Source organism: Halomonas ventosae (assembly GCF_004363555.1).
In the GTDB taxonomy this organism is placed as follows: Bacteria; Pseudomonadota; Gammaproteobacteria; order Pseudomonadales; family Halomonadaceae; genus Halomonas; species Halomonas ventosae.
Genome location: NZ_SNZJ01000019.1, coordinates 73,429 through 89,745 on the forward strand (window position 1 = coordinate 73,429; position 16,317 = coordinate 89,745).

General features: G+C 67.1%; 13 protein-coding genes. 8 read left to right on the forward strand and 5 right to left on the reverse strand.

Annotated elements, in window-relative coordinates; all coding sequences use genetic code 11:
- Nucleotides 1-326: 326 nt before the first annotated feature.
- The 4 genes from dctP (at nucleotide 327) to DFP85_RS15140 (ending at nucleotide 5,212) form a co-directional block, all read left to right on the forward strand.
- A complete protein-coding gene (dctP, locus tag DFP85_RS15125; protein WP_133637262.1) occupies nucleotides 327-1,436 on the forward strand; it encodes a TRAP transporter substrate-binding protein DctP in 1,110 nt (369 codons plus the stop codon).
- Between the two features lie 97 nt (nucleotides 1,437-1,533).
- Nucleotides 1,534-2,037 carry a TRAP transporter small permease subunit gene (locus tag DFP85_RS15130; protein ID WP_133637263.1) on the forward strand — a complete coding sequence of 168 codons (504 nt, stop codon included), beginning with the start codon at nucleotides 1,534-1,536 and terminating at the stop codon, nucleotides 2,035-2,037.
- Nucleotides 2,034-3,362, forward strand: coding sequence for a TRAP transporter large permease (locus tag DFP85_RS15135; RefSeq protein WP_133637264.1), 1,329 nt, complete (start codon nucleotides 2,034-2,036; stop codon nucleotides 3,360-3,362). The genes DFP85_RS15130 and DFP85_RS15135 overlap by 4 nt, the downstream gene beginning before the upstream one ends.
- 242 nt (nucleotides 3,363-3,604) lie before the next feature.
- Entirely contained in the window at nucleotides 3,605-5,212 is a 1,608-nt protein-coding gene (locus tag DFP85_RS15140) for an ABC transporter permease (RefSeq protein WP_424955096.1), read from the forward strand.
- On the opposite strand, the gene DFP85_RS15145 is transcribed toward DFP85_RS15140, so the two are convergent.
- Nucleotides 5,129-6,256: an ABC transporter ATP-binding protein gene (locus tag DFP85_RS15145; RefSeq protein WP_424955097.1), complete on the reverse strand. Its 1,128-nt coding sequence runs from the start codon at nucleotides 6,254-6,256 to the stop codon at nucleotides 5,129-5,131. The two genes, DFP85_RS15140 and DFP85_RS15145, sit on opposite strands and share 84 nt — an antisense overlap.
- Before the next feature lie 299 nt (nucleotides 6,257-6,555).
- On the opposite strand from DFP85_RS15145, the gene DFP85_RS15150 reads away from it, so the two are divergent.
- Complete coding sequence (locus DFP85_RS15150; protein ID WP_133637267.1) at nucleotides 6,556-7,587, forward strand: Fe(3+) ABC transporter substrate-binding protein; 1,032 nt, start codon at nucleotides 6,556-6,558, stop codon at nucleotides 7,585-7,587.
- A gap of 57 nt (nucleotides 7,588-7,644) precedes the next feature.
- On the opposite strand, the gene polA is transcribed toward DFP85_RS15150, so the two are convergent.
- Nucleotides 7,645-10,419, reverse strand: coding sequence for a DNA polymerase I (gene polA, locus DFP85_RS15155; RefSeq protein WP_133637268.1), 2,775 nt, complete (start codon nucleotides 10,417-10,419; stop codon nucleotides 7,645-7,647).
- Nucleotides 10,420-10,574: 155 nt separating this feature from the next.
- On the opposite strand from polA, the gene DFP85_RS15160 reads away from it, so the two are divergent.
- From DFP85_RS15160 to speA, 3 genes are all read left to right on the forward strand, one after another.
- On the forward strand, nucleotides 10,575-10,874 hold the full coding sequence (locus DFP85_RS15160; RefSeq protein WP_133637269.1) for a DUF2782 domain-containing protein: 300 nt from the start codon (nucleotides 10,575-10,577) through the stop codon (nucleotides 10,872-10,874).
- Nucleotides 10,875-10,996: 122 nt separating this feature from the next.
- Entirely contained in the window at nucleotides 10,997-11,956 is a 960-nt protein-coding gene (locus tag DFP85_RS15165; protein ID WP_133637270.1) for a homoserine kinase, read from the forward strand.
- Nucleotides 11,953-13,875: a biosynthetic arginine decarboxylase gene (speA, locus tag DFP85_RS15170; RefSeq protein ID WP_133637271.1), complete on the forward strand. Its 1,923-nt coding sequence runs from the start codon at nucleotides 11,953-11,955 to the stop codon at nucleotides 13,873-13,875. Before DFP85_RS15165 ends, speA begins: the two co-directional genes overlap by 4 nt.
- Nucleotides 13,876-14,537: 662 nt before the next feature.
- On the opposite strand, the gene DFP85_RS15175 is transcribed toward speA, so the two are convergent.
- The 3 genes from DFP85_RS15175 to istA form a co-directional block, all read right to left on the reverse strand.
- Nucleotides 14,538-14,741, reverse strand: coding sequence for a hypothetical protein (locus tag DFP85_RS15175; protein ID WP_133637272.1), 204 nt, complete (start codon nucleotides 14,739-14,741; stop codon nucleotides 14,538-14,540).
- Nucleotides 14,741-15,547, reverse strand: coding sequence for an IS21-like element helper ATPase IstB (istB, locus tag DFP85_RS15180; RefSeq protein WP_133637273.1), 807 nt, complete (start codon nucleotides 15,545-15,547; stop codon nucleotides 14,741-14,743). The genes DFP85_RS15175 and istB overlap by 1 nt, the downstream gene beginning before the upstream one ends.
- Nucleotides 15,544-16,317 (reverse strand): IS21 family transposase (istA, locus tag DFP85_RS15185; protein WP_133637274.1); only part of this gene is annotated, 774 nt, incomplete at its 5' end. The genes istA and istB, both read right to left, overlap by 4 nt.

The following is a 16,317-nucleotide window of genomic DNA, read 5'->3' on the forward strand; positions in this document are numbered from 1 at the left end:
GGGCTCAACTTTGGTCTAAGGGAGCGCGACCTTTCAACGTTCCCGGGCATTTCGGCACTGCAACACCGTTGTCATACGAACGTTTCAACCTATTGATTGAAAAGACATTCCCGGCCTTCCGGCGGAGGCCTTGCAGGGGCCGCCCGAGGCCTCCTGGCCGCCCGGGTCCCGGTCGAACATGTCCGTCGTCCCATGCTAGCTTGTTTGCTGTTGCCGAGTTGCCCGGACGGTCAGGCCCGCCTGCACCCTAGGTGGCCGCTTCCCGGCACCGACGGCCGTTCCATCGACTTCTCGACAAGCAGAACAACCCACAAGGGAGCACCTCAATGAAGAAGATGAGCAAGTTTGCCCTCACCGGGCTGGCCGCGGGCGTCGCCCTCGCCGCCATGAGCTCCACCGCCCAGGCCCAGGAATCGTGGACCATGACCACCACCTGGCCGGACAACCTTGACCTGATCCAGATCGATCGCCACTGGGCGGAGCTGGTCAACAAGCTCGCCAGTGACGAGGTGCAGATCAACTTCCGCGCCGGCGGCACCCTGATGCCCGGCACCGAGGTCTTCGACGCCACCCAGACCGGCGCCATCCAGGCTGCAGGCGACTGGCCCGGCTACTGGGCCGGCCTGAGCCCGGCCTTCTCGCCGCTGGCCACCACCACCAGTCTGTTCAACGGCGTCGACTACCTGAACTGGATCATGGAGTGGGGCGGCTGGGAGCTCTATCAGGAGGTCTACGGCGAGTACAACATGGTCTACCTGCCCTACGGCATCACCAACAATGAGTCCGGCTTCCGCGGCGGCACGCCCATCGAGAGCATCGCCGACCTGGAGGGCAAGCGCCTGCGCCTCTCCGGCCGCGACCAGGGTCGCGTGCTCGAGCAGCTCGGCGGCTCCCAGGTCACCCTGGCCGGTGGCGAGATCTACCAGGCCATCGAGCGCGGCGTGGTCGATGGCGCCGAGTTCTCCACCCCGGGCGTGGACTACAAGGCCGGCTTCTCCGAGGTGGCCGACTACTGGTCCGTGCCGGGCTGGCACCAGTCCGCCAGCGTGTTCGGCGTGATGATCAATCAGGATGCCTGGGACGCCCTCTCCGAGGAGACCCAGGAGAAGCTGAAGATCGCCGCCGAGGCTACCATGGCCTGGTCCCTGGCCTGGTCCGAGCGCGAGTCCACCGAGGGCACGGTGAAGTTCCTCGAGGACGGCACCGAGATCAACCAGCTCTCCGAGGAGGACCTGGCCGAGATCCAGCGCATCACCAACGAAGTGATCGTGCAGGGGGCCTGCGAGGACCCGATGCATGCCAAGGTCTACCACTCCATGATCAGCTACCTGGAGCACTACGCCAACTGGCGTGACGTCTCGGTGCCCTACAACATGAGCCGCGTCACCGACGACCTGCCCTCGCTCGAGGAGATCGAGGCCTGCATGAACCAGTAACCGGTTCGGGCCGGCCCTCGTCGGGGGCCGGTCCTGGTGCCAAGTGCCCCGCTGACCTCCCTCCCGAACGCTTCGCCCGATTCCGAGAGCTCCCATCATGAACGCCATTGCCAGGGTCATAGACGCCCTCAACGAGGGGTTCGGACGCCTGATCGCTCCGTTGCTCGCCGTGATCACGCTGATCGTGATCTACGACATCGCCATGCGCTTCTTCATCGGACGCCCCAGCGACTGGGCCTTCGACGTGACGAAGATGCTGTTCGGCGCCCACTTCATGCTGATGGCCGCCTACGGGCTGCGCCATCACGCCCATGTCGAGGTCGACGTCCTCAAGCGGCTGCTCTCGCGCCGCAAGCAGGCGGCCATTGAGCTCCTCGGCTACCTGGTCTTCTTCGTGCCCTTCATCTGGATGCTGCTGACCCTGGGCTGGGCCTTCTTCGAACGCTCCTTCAGCCGCGGCGAGACCACCTACGGCATGGTGGCCATCCCCGTCTATCCGGTGAAGGGCGTGCTCGTGGTCGCCGCCGTGCTGCTGCTGCTGCAGGCCATCGCCATCGTGATCCGCGCCGTGCAGGCGTTGGGCAAGGAGGAACCCGCATGAGCGCCGAGATGCTCACCCTGTTCATGTTCGGCGGCCTGCTGGTCGGCCTGTTCATGGGTCATCCACTGGCCTTCGTGCTCGGCGGCGTCGCGGTACTCGGTGCCTGGCTCGGGCCCGGCGCCAATACGCTGGGCATCCTGATCAACAACATCTACGGCAACGCCATGGACAACTACGTCCTGGTGGCCATCCCGCTGTTCATCCTGATGGCACGCTTCCTCAACGACTCCGGCGTCACCGAGAAGATGTTCGAGTCGATGCGCCTGCTGCTCGCCAACCTGCGCGGGGGACTGGCCCTGACGGTCGTCGTGGTGTCGGTCCTGCTGGCCGCCACCACCGGCATCGTCGGCGCCTCCATCGCGGTGATGGGCATGATCGCCCTGGTGCCGATGCTGAACTACGGCTACAACAAGCAGCTCAGCACCGGGGTGATCATGGCCAGCGGCTGCCTGGGCATCCTGATCCCGCCGAGCATCATGCTGATCCTGATGGCCAGCTATTCGCCGGTCTCGGTGGGCGCGCTGTTCGCCGGCGCGCTGATCCCCGGGCTCATGCTGGGTGCCCTGTATGCGCTTTACGTGCTGGTGATCTGCCACTTCAAGCCCGAGTATGGGCCTCGCGTGCCCGCCGAGGAGCGCGCCCAGGTCTCCACCGGTGAACTGCTGGTGATGCTCGGCAAGTACGTGCTGCCACCCATGTCGCTGATCCTCGGCGTGCTGGGGTCGCTGTTCACCGGCATCGCCACCGCCACCGAGGCCTCGGCCATCGGCGTCGCCATCGCCTTCCTGCTGTTCCTGATCTTCGGCGACCGCAAGGCCTCCACCTGCTACCGCACCCTGATCGAGGCCAGCAAGACCACCACCATGGTGATGCTGGTGCTGGTAGGCGCCACCGCCTTCACTGGGGTGTTCTCCATCGGCGGCGGCATGGACGTCATCCACGAGGTGGTGATGGCGATGCCCGGCGGCACCACCGGCGCGCTGATCCTGATGCTCTTCCTGGTGTTCATCCTGGGCATGTTCCTGGACTGGACCGGCATCGTGCTGCTGAGCTTCCCGATCATGCTGCCGATCGTCGAGAGCATGGGCATCGACGTGCTGTGGTTCGTGGTGATGGTCGCCGTGGTGCTGCAGACCTCCTTCCTCACCCCGCCCTTCGGCTATGCGCTCTTCTATCTCAAGGGAGTGGCGCCCAAGGGGGTCGAGACCCTCGACCTCTACAAGGCGGTGATTCCCTTCGTGACGCTGATCGTGCTGGCCTGCGTGCTGATGGCCTTCTTCCCGGCGCTGATCACCGGCCTGCCGTCGATGCTGGTCGGCTACTGAACCTCTCCTGCCGGTCACCCCCTGACGCCCGCCGCTCGATGAGCGGCGGGCGTCTGTCTTGATCCGGGTCAGCCGCAATGGCTGCAGCCTCGGGGGGCAGCTGATACAATTCTCACGCGCAAATGCCTCGCATCCACACCGCCTCCAGACGCCGCTGGAAGGAGACCTCGTTGACCAGACCGGCCAGTTCCCGTGCCCCCGTCCCCTCCCGCCTGTCGCTGCCCTTCAATGTCTGGAACGCCCTGACCATCGGGATCGCCCTGATCGTGGCACTGCCGGTCATCGTGGTGCTGGCGCACCTGTTCATGCCCACCGAGGGCATCTGGCAGCACCTGGGCAGCACCGTGCTGCCCAGGTATCTCGTCAACACCCTCTTCCTGGTGGTGACGGTGGGCCTCGGCACCTTCGTGATCGGTACCGGGACCGCCTGGCTGGTGGTGATGTGCCGCTTCCCGGGACGCCGGCTGTTCGAGTGGGGGCTGCTGCTGCCGCTGGCGGTACCGACCTACGTGATCGCCTATGCCTACACGGACTTCCTGCAGTTCGCCGGCCCCGTCCAGACCTGGCTGCGCGAGAGCTTCGGCTGGTCGGCCGGCGACTATTTCTTCCCGGACATCCGCTCGCTGTGGGGCGCCGCGACCCTGATCACCTTGGTGCTCTACCCCTATGTCTACATGCTGGCGCGGGCGGCCTTCCTGGAGCAGTCGGTCTGCGTGCTGGACGTGGGACGGACCCTGGGGCGGGGTCCCTGGCGGCTGTTCACCAGCGTGGCCCTGCCGCTGGCGCGGCCGGCCATCGTCGGTGGCGTCTCGCTGGCGCTGATGGAGACCCTCAACGAGTTCGGGGCCGTGCAGTACTTCGGGGTCGACACCTTCACCACCGGCATCTATCGCACCTGGTTCGGGATGGGCGAGCAGGTGGCCGCGGCCCAGCTCGCCGCCTGCCTGCTGGCCTTCGTCATCGCCCTGGTGCTGCTCGAGCGCGCCTCGCGCGGCAAGCGTCGCTATTTCCACACCACCGGTCGCTACCAGCACCTGCCGGAATTCGCGCTCCACGGCTGGCGGGCCTGGGCCGCCACCCTGGCCTGCCTGGCGCCGGTGCTGCTCGGCTTCCTGATTCCCAGCGGCCTGCTGGGCTATCTCTCGGTCCAGGGCGGGGATGCGCTGCTCGGCTCGGCCTTCCTGGGCTTTGCCGGCAACAGCCTGCTGCTGGCATCACTCGCCGCGGTGGTCGCGGTGAGCCTCGCGCTGCTGCTGAGCTACGGCGCCCGCCTGCACCCCGGCAAGGTGACGCGGGTCGCGACGCGTGTGGCCGCCATGGGCTATGCGGTCCCCGGCTCGGTGGTGGCGGTGGGCATCCTGATCCCCTTCGTGTGGATGGATCACCAGATCAACGACTTCATGAAGGGGCAGTTCGGGGTCATGGTGGGGCTGCTGCTCAGCGGGTCGGCCTTCATCCTGGTGTATGCCTACCTGGTGCGCTTCCTCGCCGTCTCCTTCAATGCCATCGAGGCGAGCCTGGGCAAGGTGACGCCGAGCATGGATGCGGCCTCCCGGACCCTGGGTCAGACGGCGGGCGGCACCCTGCGCAAGGTGCATACCCCTATCATGCGCGGCAGCCTGATCGCCGCCGGCATCCTGGTCTTCGTGGACGTGATGAAGGAGCTGCCAGCCACGGTGATCCTGCGCCCCTTCAACTTCGACACCCTGGCGATCCGCGCCCACAGCCTGGCCGCGGACGAGCGACTGGCCGAGGCCTCGACCTCGTCACTGGCCATCGTGGCAGTAGGCATTCTCCCGGTGATCCTCCTGAGCATCGCCATGCGTCGCTCCCGCCCCGGCAGTCGCTGAGGCCTCGAGGGGGAAGACGAAGACCTGGGAGGCGTCCAGGCCGATCATGATAGGCTGGCCCTCCCGGGGCAGGAAGACCCCCGGAGACCGGGCATGCAGGTGTAACTCCCGGCCATCGGGGCCGTGGGCGCAGATGTGCACCAGGCTGGTGCGCCCCAGCAGCTTGGCCATGATGACATGGCTGTGGTGATGTTCCGGCGGCTCGTCCAGCGGCACCACCCTCAACGCCTCGGGACGGATCATCACCCGCACCTGGCTGCCTTCGGGCAGCCCCCTGCCGGAGACGTCGCCCACCGGGGTCGCCACCTTGCCGTCCACCACGCGCCCCTCGAGCTCGTTCACCTCGCCGAAGAAGGTGACCACGAAGGGATCGGTGGGGGCGCAGTAGAGGTCCAGCGGCGTTCCGGCCTGCACCACCCTCCCCTCGCGCATCAGCACGATGCGATCGGCCATGAACATGGCCTCCTCTGGGTCGTGGGTCACCAGCAGCACTCCGGCGCCCACCTTCTTCAGCACGTGCAGGGTATCGTCGCGGATGCGGTCGCGCAGGCGGGCATCGAGGCTCGAGAAGGGCTCGTCGAGCAGCATCAGCTGCGGAGCCGGCGCCAGTGCCCGGGCCAGGGCGATGCGCTGCTGCTGCCCGCCCGAGAGCATGTGCGGGAAGACCCGGGCATAGCGCTCCATGCCGAGCAGCTCGAGCAGCTCGTAGGCGCGGCGACGTCGCTGCCGGGCGGGCTGCGACTCTAGCCCGAAGGCCACATTGTCGAGCACCGAGAGGTGCGGGAAGAGTGCCGAATCCTGGAAGGCCAGGCCAACGTTGCGCTTCTCGGGCGGCACATGGGAACGCCCGGTGCTCCCCATCGACTCGCCGCCCAACTCCACGCGCCCCTGCTGCACCACCTCGAGCCCCGCGGCGATCCGCAGCAGGGTGGACTTGCCGCAGCCCGAGGGCCCCAGCAGGCAGACGATCTCCCCGGGCTTGACGTCGAGGGAGACGTCCTCCACGGCCAGGTGCTGATGGTAGGCATGGCGGATCTGGTGCATGGCGAGAACGGGTGCCACGGTGGCGTTCTCGTCGATCGGGAGCATCGGTTGGCTAGTCATGGGATCTGAGCGGCCATTGGAGAGGGTATGTCCTGCATGGTAACGCGAAAGCCTCCTGAATGCGTTGTACTATCGCTCGCATTTCGCGCCGGCGGCTGTCAAGGCACGGCGATCCCTGACCTGGATCAGGCTGCCTGCCGGCGGGTCTTGACGCCGGCAGCGGGAGGCGCTTCAATGGCGTAAGTTTAATGCAAAGCATTATCATTCGAAACCGCAACTCCGTACCACGAGGTGTCTCCATGCTGCTGAACCGCCGTCTCGCCATGCCCCTCGCCGCCCTGGTGGCCGGCTCCGCCATGGCCTCCCAGGCCGCTGCCGCCGAGGAGCTCAATGTCTACTCCGCTCGCCACTACGACTCCGACGAGGCGCTCTATGCCGCCTTCACCGAGCAGACCGGCATCGAGGTCAACGTCCTCGAGGGCGACTCCGACCAGTTGATCCAGCGCCTCAAGCTGGAGGGCGAGGCCAGCCCCGCCGACGTGATGATCACCGTGGACGCCGGCCGCCTGTGGCGCGGCGAGCAGGAGGACATCTTCGCCAGCGTGGAATCCGAGGTGCTCGACGAGCGGCTGCCCGACTACATGCGCCACCCGGAAGGCAAGTGGTTCGGCTTCAGTCAGCGTGTCCGGGCGATCTTCATCGACCCCAGCGAGGTCGATGCCGCCGAGATCACCAGCTACGAGGACCTGGCGGACCCGAAGTTCGCGGGCCAGGTCTGCATCCGCTCCTCGAACAACATCTACAACCAGTCACTGCTGGCCTCGCTGATCGCCCACCACGGCGAGGAAGAGGCGGAAGCCTGGGCCAAGGGTGTGGTCGACAACTTCGCGCGTGACCCCGAAGGCGGCGACACCGACCAGATCCTCGGCGTCGCCAGCGGCGAGTGCAACATCGCCCTGGCCAACCACTACTACTACGTGCGCCTGGTCAACTCCGACCAGGAAGCCGACCGCGAGGCGGCCGAGCAGGTCGAGATCGTCTTCCCCAACCAGGACGGTCGCGGCGCGCACGTCAACGTGGGCGGTGCTGGCATGGTGAAGGGTGCGCCCAACGAGGAGAACGCCGTGCGCTTCCTCGAGTTCCTCGCCTCCGACGAGGCCCAGGCACTGTTTGCCACCGGCAACTACGAGTTCCCCGCCGTGGAATCCGCGGAGACCGATGGCGTCATCGCCTCCTGGGGCGACTTCAAGAAGGACGACCTGAACGTCAGCGTGCTGGGCGAGAACAACCCCGAGGCGATCCGGATCTTCGATCGCGTCGGCTGGCGGTAAGCCGTCAGGCCAGGCCGGACAGGAACGCCACCGCAGCCGCGGTGGCGTTTTTCATGGTCAGTGCGCCTCGTCCCAGTTGGCCCCACTCTCGGCCTCGACGGTCAGCGCCACATCGAGCTTCGCGGCCCTCTCCATCCGCCCCTTCACCTCCTCGATGAAGGCATCGACCTGGCCCTCGGCCACCTCGAAGACCAGCTCGTCGTGGACCTGCATCACCATCACCGCATCGAATGACTCGCCTGCGAGCCAGGCATCGACGTCGATCATCGCCCGCTTGATGATGTCGGCCGCGGTGCCCTGCATGGGGGCATTGATGGCGGTGCGCTCGGCGCCCTGGCGACGCGCGCGGTTCTGCGAACGGATCTCCGGCAGGTGGAGGCGCCGGCCGAAGACCGTCTCCACGTAGCCATCCTCGGCCGCCTGGGCGCGGATGCGCTCCATGTAGCGCGCCACCCCGGGGTAGCGGTCGAAGTAGCGGTCGATGTAGGTCTGCGCCTGGCCGCGCTCGATGTGCAGCTGCCGGCCCAGGCCCCAGGCGCTCATGCCGTAGATCAGCCCGAAGTTGATCGCCTTGGCGCTGCGCCGCTGGTCGCCCGAGACCTTGTCGAGCGCCACCCCGAACACCTCGGCGGCGGTGGCGGCGTGGATGTCTCGCCCCTCGGCGAAGGCCTCGAGCAGCCCCTTGTCACCGGAGAGATGGGCCATGATGCGCAGCTCGATCTGGGAGTAGTCGGCGGCGACGATGCGGTAGCCGGGCCGGGCGATAAAGGCCTGGCGGATCTTTCTGCCCTCCTCGGTGCGGATCGGGATGTTCTGCAGGTTGGGGTCGCTGGAGGAGAGCCGCCCGGTGGCGGTGACCGCCTGGTGGTAGCTGGTGTGCAGTCGCCCGGTCCCCTTGTTGACCAGCCGCGGCAGCTTGTCGGTGTAGGTGGACTTGAGCTTGGCGAGCCCGCGGTGCTCCATGATCACCTTGGGCAGCGGGTAGTCCAGCGCCAGCTCCTCGAGCACCGCCTCCGCGGTGGAGGGCGCCCCCTTGGGGGTCTTCTTGATCACCGGGATCTTCTGCTCCTCGAAGAGGATCTGCCCGAGCTGCTTGGGGGAGCCGAGGTTGAATTCGCGGCCGGCGAGCTCGAAGGCGCTGGCCTCCAGCTCGCGGATGCGCGTCTCGAGCTCCCGGCTCTGGGCATGCAGACGCTCCGGGTCCAGCGCCACCCCGGTGCGCTCCATGCGCGAGAGCACAGGGATCAGCGGCAGCTCGATCGCCTCGAGCACCTCGGCGAGCCGCCCCTCGGCCTCGACGCGGGGACGCAGCTCCCGGTGCAGGCGCAGGGTGATGTCGACGTCCTCGCAGGCGTAGGGCGCGGCCTGCTCCAGGGCCACCTGGTTGAAGGTGAGCTGCTTGGCGCCCTTGCCGGCGATCTCCTCGAAGGAGATGGTCTTCTCCCCCAGGTACTTCAGCGCCAGGGAATCCATGTCGTGGCGGGTCGCCGTGGAGTCGAGCACATAGGACTCCAGCATGGTGTCCTCCAGGGGCCCGGCCACCGCGATGCCGACGTTGGCCAGCACCGAGATGTCGTACTTGAGGTTCTGGCCGACCTTGGTCCGGCCGTCGCCCTCCCAGAGCGGGCGCAGGGCCTCGAGCACCGCCTCGCGGTCGAGCTGCTCGGGGGCATCGAGGTAGTCATGGGCCAACGGGATATAGGCCGCCTCGCCAGGTTCCAGCGACAGCCCCACGCCCACCACCTGCGCCTCCATATAGTTCAGGCTGGTGGTCTCCAGGTCGAAGCAGAAGGTATCGCTCGCCTTGAGCCGCTCGAGCCAGGCGTCGAGGTCGGCCTGGGCCAGGATGACATGGTCCTCGCGGGCAGAACGACGCTCCGAGCCGGCCGCCCCCTCGCCCTCGTCCTCGGCCGGCACCGGCGTGCCGCCCGCCGCGTCGTCGACCCCCTCGTCCTTGCCCTCGAGCAGCTCGGCGAGCCAGGCCCGGAACTCCAGCCGGCGATAGAGCTCGAGCAGCGCCTCGCGGTCGGGGTGGGCGATGTCCAGGTCGTCGAGCCCCACCGGCAGCTCGCAGTCGGTCTTGATGGTCGCGAGCTGGTAGGAGAGGAAGGCCTGGTCGCGGTGCTCCTCGAGCTTCTTCGGCAGCGTCTTGGCGCCGCGAAAGCCCAGTGCCTTGACCTTCTCCAGGTCGGCATAGAGGGTCTCGAGCCCGCCGTCCATGCCCTGCAGCAGCCCCAGCGCGGTCTTCTCGCCGACCCCCGGCACGCCGGGGATGTTGTCGACCTTGTCGCCCATCAGGGCCAGGAAGTCGATGATCAGCGCCGGCGGCAGGCCGAACTTCTCCTTCACGCCGTCGACGTCCAGCGTCTCGTCCTTCATGGTATTGACCAGCGTGATGTGCTCGTTGACCAGCTGGGCCATGTCCTTGTCGCCGGTGGAGATCACCGCGTCGCGGCCCGCCTCGGTGGCCCGTCGGGCCAGGGTGCCGATGACGTCGTCGGCCTCCACCCCCTCGATGCACAGCAGCGGCAGGCCCAGGGCCCTGACGCAGTCGTGCAGCGGCTGCACCTGGGAGCGCAGGTCATCGGGCATCGGCGGCCGGTGGGACTTGTACTGCTCGAACAGCTCGTCGCGGAAGGTCTTGCCCGGGGCATCGAAGACCACTGCCATGGGGCTGTCGGGGTAGTCCTTGATCAGCCGCTTGAGCATGTTGAGCACCCCCTTGATCGCCCCGGTGGGCTGGCCGTCGGAGGTGGCCAGGGGCGGCAGGGCGTGGAAGGCGCGGTACAGATATGAGGAACCGTCGACGAGAACGATGGGCGTATCGGCCATGAAGGGCATCCATTGAAGCGTGGCGTGAGGTGATCCTGATCATCCATGATACGCATTGCCGTCGCCTTTTGCCGCGGGTGGTAGGCCGGGCGCCCGCTAGCCCCTACACTGGGGGTATCCCTGCTTCCCCGCCCCGTGCGGCCCTGGAGGTCATCATGAAGAAGTTCCCGAGACGCTCGATCACTGCCCTGCTGCTGGCCCTCGCCCTGGTCCTGGCCAGCGGTGGCAGTGCCCTGGCGCAGTCCTCCGCCGACCTCGAGCCGGACATCACCGTCCGCCAGGAGGAGGAGCGCACCATCCGCGAGTACCGCGTCAACGGCGAGCTCTATGCCATCGAGATCCGCCCCTCCTCCGGCCCCTCCTACTATCTCGTCGACCACGACGGGGACGGCGACTTCGAGCGCCAGGAGGGCGACCGCATCGCCGTCCCCCAGTGGGTACTGAAGACCTTCTGAGCCCGCGGTCCCCCCGCTTCCGACCCCCGGCCCCGGCAGGGCACCCGCCGCGACCGGGCCACGTGCATCGGTGTGCCAAGTCGCTACAATAGGCGGCTTGGCATTTCCCGGGCGAGAGACACATGGCTGTATTCACACCGCTTACCGAACCTCAGGTCGCCGAGTTCCTCAGCCGCTTCGATGCCGGCTCGCTCGTCTCCCTAGAAGGCGTGCCTGCCGGCACCGAGAACACCACCTTCTTCGTCACCACCGACCGGCGCGAGCTGGTGCTGACCCTCTTCGAGCAGGGCGAGCACGAGGAGCTGCCGTTCTTCGTCGAGCTGCTCGACTACCTGGACGAGCACCGCCTGCCGGTGCCGGGCCCGCTGCACGACCGCGACGGCATCGCCCTGCACACCCTGGCCGGCAAGCCCGCCCTGCTGTTCCCGAAGCTGCCCGGTCGGCACCCGAAGGACCCGAACCTGGCGCAGTGCCGCGAGCTCGGCGACACCCTCGGGCGCATGCACGTGGTCTCCCGTCACTTCCCGGGGAACCGCCCCAACCCGCGGGACCTGCACTGGCTGCTGCCCATGCACCACAAGGTGCTGGTCTACCTCTCGCCGCAGGACCAGGCGCTGATGAAGGACGAGGTGGAGATCTACCAGGGGTTCTTCGGCGACGCCCCGGCACTGCCCCAGGGCGCGCTGCACGGCGACCTGTTCCGCGACAACACCCTCTTCGACGGCGACCGGCTGGGCGGGCTGATCGACTTCTACAACGGCTGCACCGGTGACCTGCTGTTCGACCTGGCCATCGTCATCAACGACTGGGCCACCGGGCCCGATGGCCGCCTGGATGCCGCGCGCCACGATGCCATCCTCGCCGCCTACCTGGCGCGCCGGCCGCTGAGCCCCGCCGAGCGCGACGCCTGGCCGATGATGCTGCGCCTGACCGCCCTGCGCTACTGGCTGTCGCGGCTGCTGGTGGTCTACGTGGACCCGCCGGCCCACGACCTCACGCCACACGACCCCGAACAGTTCCGTACCATCCTCAAGGCGCGCCTGGAAGATGGCGCCCTGCCGCTGCCCGAGGTGAGCGAATGAGCCTGTCCAAGAGCAGTGCCGCCGGACCGGCACAGCGCGCGCGGCGCACCTGGAACATCGACCAGTGGGGCAGCGGCTACTTCGACGTCGACGACAGCGGCCACGCCCTGGTGCGCCCGCTCGGCAGCGAGGCCGAGGGCCCGGCCCTGCCGCTTGACGACCTGGTGGCCGAGCTGCGCCAGGCCGGGCTGCGCCTGCCGGTGCTGGTGCGCTTCACCGATATCCTCCACGACCGGGTCGAGCAGCTCTGCGCCGCCTTCGATACCGCCATGCAGGAGGAGGAGTTCGGCGGTGGCTACACCGCGGTCTACCCGATCAAGGTCAACCAGCAGCGCCGGGTGGTGGAGGAGATCCTCGGCACCCAGGAGCGCGGCCATGGCCGGGTGGGGCTCGAGGCCGGCAGCAAGCCGGAGCTGCTCGCCGTGCTGGCACTCTCCGGCGACGGCCCCTCGCTGATCGTCTGCAACGGCTACAAGGACCGCGAGTACGTGCGCCTGGCGCTGATGGGCGAGAAGCTCGGCCATCGGGTCTACCTGGTGGTGGAGAAGCTCTCGGAGCTGCCGCTGATCCTCGAGGAGGCCGAGCGCATCGGCGTCACGCCACGCATCGGCCTGCGCGCCCGCCTGGCCACCGTGGGGCGCGGCCGCTGGCAGAATACCGGCGGCGAGAAGTCCAAGTTTGGCCTCACCGCCAGCCAGGTGCTGGCGGTGGTGGAGCAGCTGCGCGAGGCCGATGCCCTGGCCAGCCTGCAGCTGGTGCACTTCCACCTCGGCTCGCAGATCGCCAACATCCGCGATATCCAGCGTGGCCTGCGCGAGTGCGCCCGCTTCTACCAGAGCCTGGTGGCGCTGGGCGCGCCGGTGGACACCGTGGACGTGGGCGGCGGTCTCGGCGTCGACTACGAGGGCACCCGCTCGCGCAGCTTCTGCTCCGCCAACTACTCCATGCTGGAGTACGCCCGCAACGTGGTCTACGCCTTCCGCCTGGCCTGTCAGGAGTTCGAGCTGCCCCAGCCCCACCTGATCAGCGAGTCGGGTCGCGCGCTCACCGCCCACCATGCGGTGCTGATCACCAACGTGATCGGCGAGGAGCGCATCGGCGACGAGGCGCCCCCGCGCCGGGTCGAGGGCGACCCCCAGGTCGACGAGCTGTGGCGCGTCCACGACCTGCTGCACGACCAGGCCGAGCCACGCGGCCTGGTGGAGGCCTGGCACGACCTGGTGCAGGCCATGGGCGAGCTCCACGAGCGCTTCGTGATGGGCCTCACCGACATCACCGCCCGGGCCGAGGGCGAGGGGGTCTACTTCGCCGCCTGCGCGCGGCTGCGTGCCCGGCTCGATACCCGCAACCGCGCCCACCGCGAGATCGACGACGAGCTGGCCGAGAAGCTCGCCGACAAGCTGTTCGTCAACTTCTCGCTGTTCCAGTCGGTGCCCGACGTCTGGGGCATCCAGCAGATCTTCCCGGTGCTGCCGCTCACCGGCCTGGACCACGAGCCGGTACGCCGCGGGGTGATTCAGGACATCACCTGCGACTCGGACGGGCGCATCGACGGCTACGTGGATGGCCAGGGCGTGGAGACCACCCTGCCGCTGCCGGAATGGCAGGAGGGCGACGAGAAGCTGCTGGGCTTCTTCATGGTGGGGGCCTATCAGGAGATCCTCGGCGACCTGCACAACCTGTTCGGCGACACCGACTCGGCGGATGCCGCCCTGGACGGCAACGGCCGCTGGTCGATCAGCCAGATCCAGCAGGGCGACCGGGTCGCCGATGTGCTCGGCTACGTCAACTTCGACGTCGCCGCCCTGCGCGAGCGGCTGGCCGAGCAGCTCGCGCGCAGCGGCCTGGAACGGGCCGAGCAGCAGGCCTTCCTCGACGACCTCTCGGATGGCCTCGAGGGCTACACCTACCTGGAGTAAACATAGGGAAGGTATTCATTTCGGAAAAATCCTTTATTTCCATAAGGTTGTTGATCTTCTCAAGCAGACACTGGATACCATTCATCAGGCGATAACCACATCGGCAATCACAGATAGAACACCTGAGATCTTGCGCCATGAGGGAAAACCGATAACGGAGCTTATATATTCACCATGGGCCACATGGCCACATGGGCCAACGGCTCTAGGACGGGGGCTACAGCCGGCCCACATGGAAGTTATCCTCATGGGCCATGTGGGCCACCCCTGTTCTGAGCCCCTGCGGTCCCGCCTGATGCATTCGCCTCCTGGTAGGCGCAGTCGACCTTGGTGCTGGCGGCGCATGCTGGGAGTAGATCCGGAGGACTGTGGCACAGGACGAACTTCTGGGTCGCCCGCCAGGGACAGATATGGGTCACGGCGCCGTCGAGGCTGGAGGCTGCCGCGCAGAACCTTAGCCGAACCTTATCCCCCCTCAGATCGCCCTGTGTGGCTCCACAGGGCGTTCCGGGCTCGAGGTATAGGGTGAAACAACGGGCACACGACAGCAGGCTGGCACTGGAGTGGAGTCAGAGGCGTCCTGGTGCCTAGCAGCCGGCTGTGCCGGGGGAAGAAATGCACGCGGCCCTTATCCACCATTCCTCGATCCACTCTGGCTGGGCTTACCCCTTCGGCGAGTAGGCGCCGAGCGCGGGGTGCCACAGATGATCCCCGAGCATCACCAGGCCCTCCAGCTCCTCCTTCGTCGGCGGCGGGCCGGGCCTGTTCAGCCTGCGCTCCACCATCACGAAGAGCGTCTCGCGAACCTGTGTCAACGCCAATAAAGGTTGTCCGCTTTTCATCAATTCAGATTGTCCGGTTTTCATCAGTCTGAACTCATCGGTACCGGGTCAGGGGCGTGTGAGGTCTCTTCCTCCTTCGTCGTCGGTGTGGTCACCAGTCCGGCTCGACGCTTGTCCTTCAGCCGGTAGCTCTCGCCTTTGATGTTCACTGTGGTCGAGTGATGCAGCAACCGATCCAGGATCGCCGTGGCGATGACCTGATCGCCGAAGATCTCGCCCCAGTCCATGAACGACTTGTTCGAGGTGAGGATGGTGCTGGCTCGCTCGTAGCGCCGGTTGATCAAGCGAAAGAACAGGCTGGCTTCCTCGCGGGTCATCGGCAGGTAGCCCATCTCGTCGAGTACCAGCACCTTGGGGTAAGTCAGCTGCTGGAGTTGCCGATCCAGGCGGTTCTCCTGGCGGGCCCGCATCAGCGTGCCGACCAGGCGATCCAGTGTCATGAACAGCACCCGATGGCCGGCCTCGGCCGCCTTCACCGCCAGGGCGACGGCGAGATGTGTCTTCCCGACACCAGGTGGCCCGAGCAGCACGACGTTTTCCCCGCGCTCGACGAAGCCCAGGCCGGCCAGATCGCGCACGATCTTGTGGTCGATGCTGGGCTGGAAGCTGAAGTCGAACTGCTCCAGGGTCTTGATCCATGGCAGCCGGGCTTGCTTCAGGCGGGATTCCAGCCCCTTCTGGTGGCGACCGCCCCATTCCTGTAACAGGGCCTGCTCCAGGAATTCGCGGTAGTTCAGGTCCTGCTTGCTGGCGTGCTCGCAGAGGCTGTCGAGCGAGGCCTGGAGGTGCTCCATCTTCAGTCGGTTGAGTAGCTGTTCCAGGGCCATCACAGCACCTCCTCGTAGACCCGCAGGTCACGCTGCTGCACCGACAGGGTCTGCTGCCACAGGGCGGCATGATGCTCTGGCACGGTACGCCACCCGGCCTGTGGCGTTTGCAGGCGGTGCTGCGCGATGGTGTCACCGGCCGGCGAGTAAACGGTCAGCTCATCGTCCAGGCTTAGCCGGATCACCACCGCCTGGCCGCAGTAGCGCTCGGGGACGCTGTAGCGGTTGCCCCGGACCTCGATGTAGCCGTCCCAGCCGACCTGGCGGAGGTCGTGGTAGCGGGTATCGAAGTCCGTTGCCGGCAGTGCCTGGAGGGTCTCCACCTCGGCGGCAAAGCGTTCCGCCGGGGTCTGGCGAAACTGCCGTAGCGGCCGCTGATCGGCCACCCGCTCTAGCCACAGCAGGAGCAGCTGGTTCAGGTGGGCATAGCTCTCGAACTGCCGGTAGCGCTGGAAGAAGTGCTGCTTCACGTAACCCACCATACGCTCGGTCTTGCCCTTGGTGCGCGGACGCTGCGGCCGGCAGGCCTTGGGCGCGAACCCATAGTGGTTGGCCAGTTGCAGGAAACCGGCATTGAAGATGACGCGGTGGTCGCGGTCATGCTTCAGTACCGCCGCCTTCTGGTTATCGACCAGCACCGTGCGCGGCACGCCGCCGAAGTGGCGGAAGGCCTGCACTAGCGCCTCGTAGGTGTGCTCGGCATCCTGGCTGGGGGCCGCCCAGACATGGAAGCGCCGCGAATAGCCCAGCGTGTTGACGGCGAAGCTGACCTT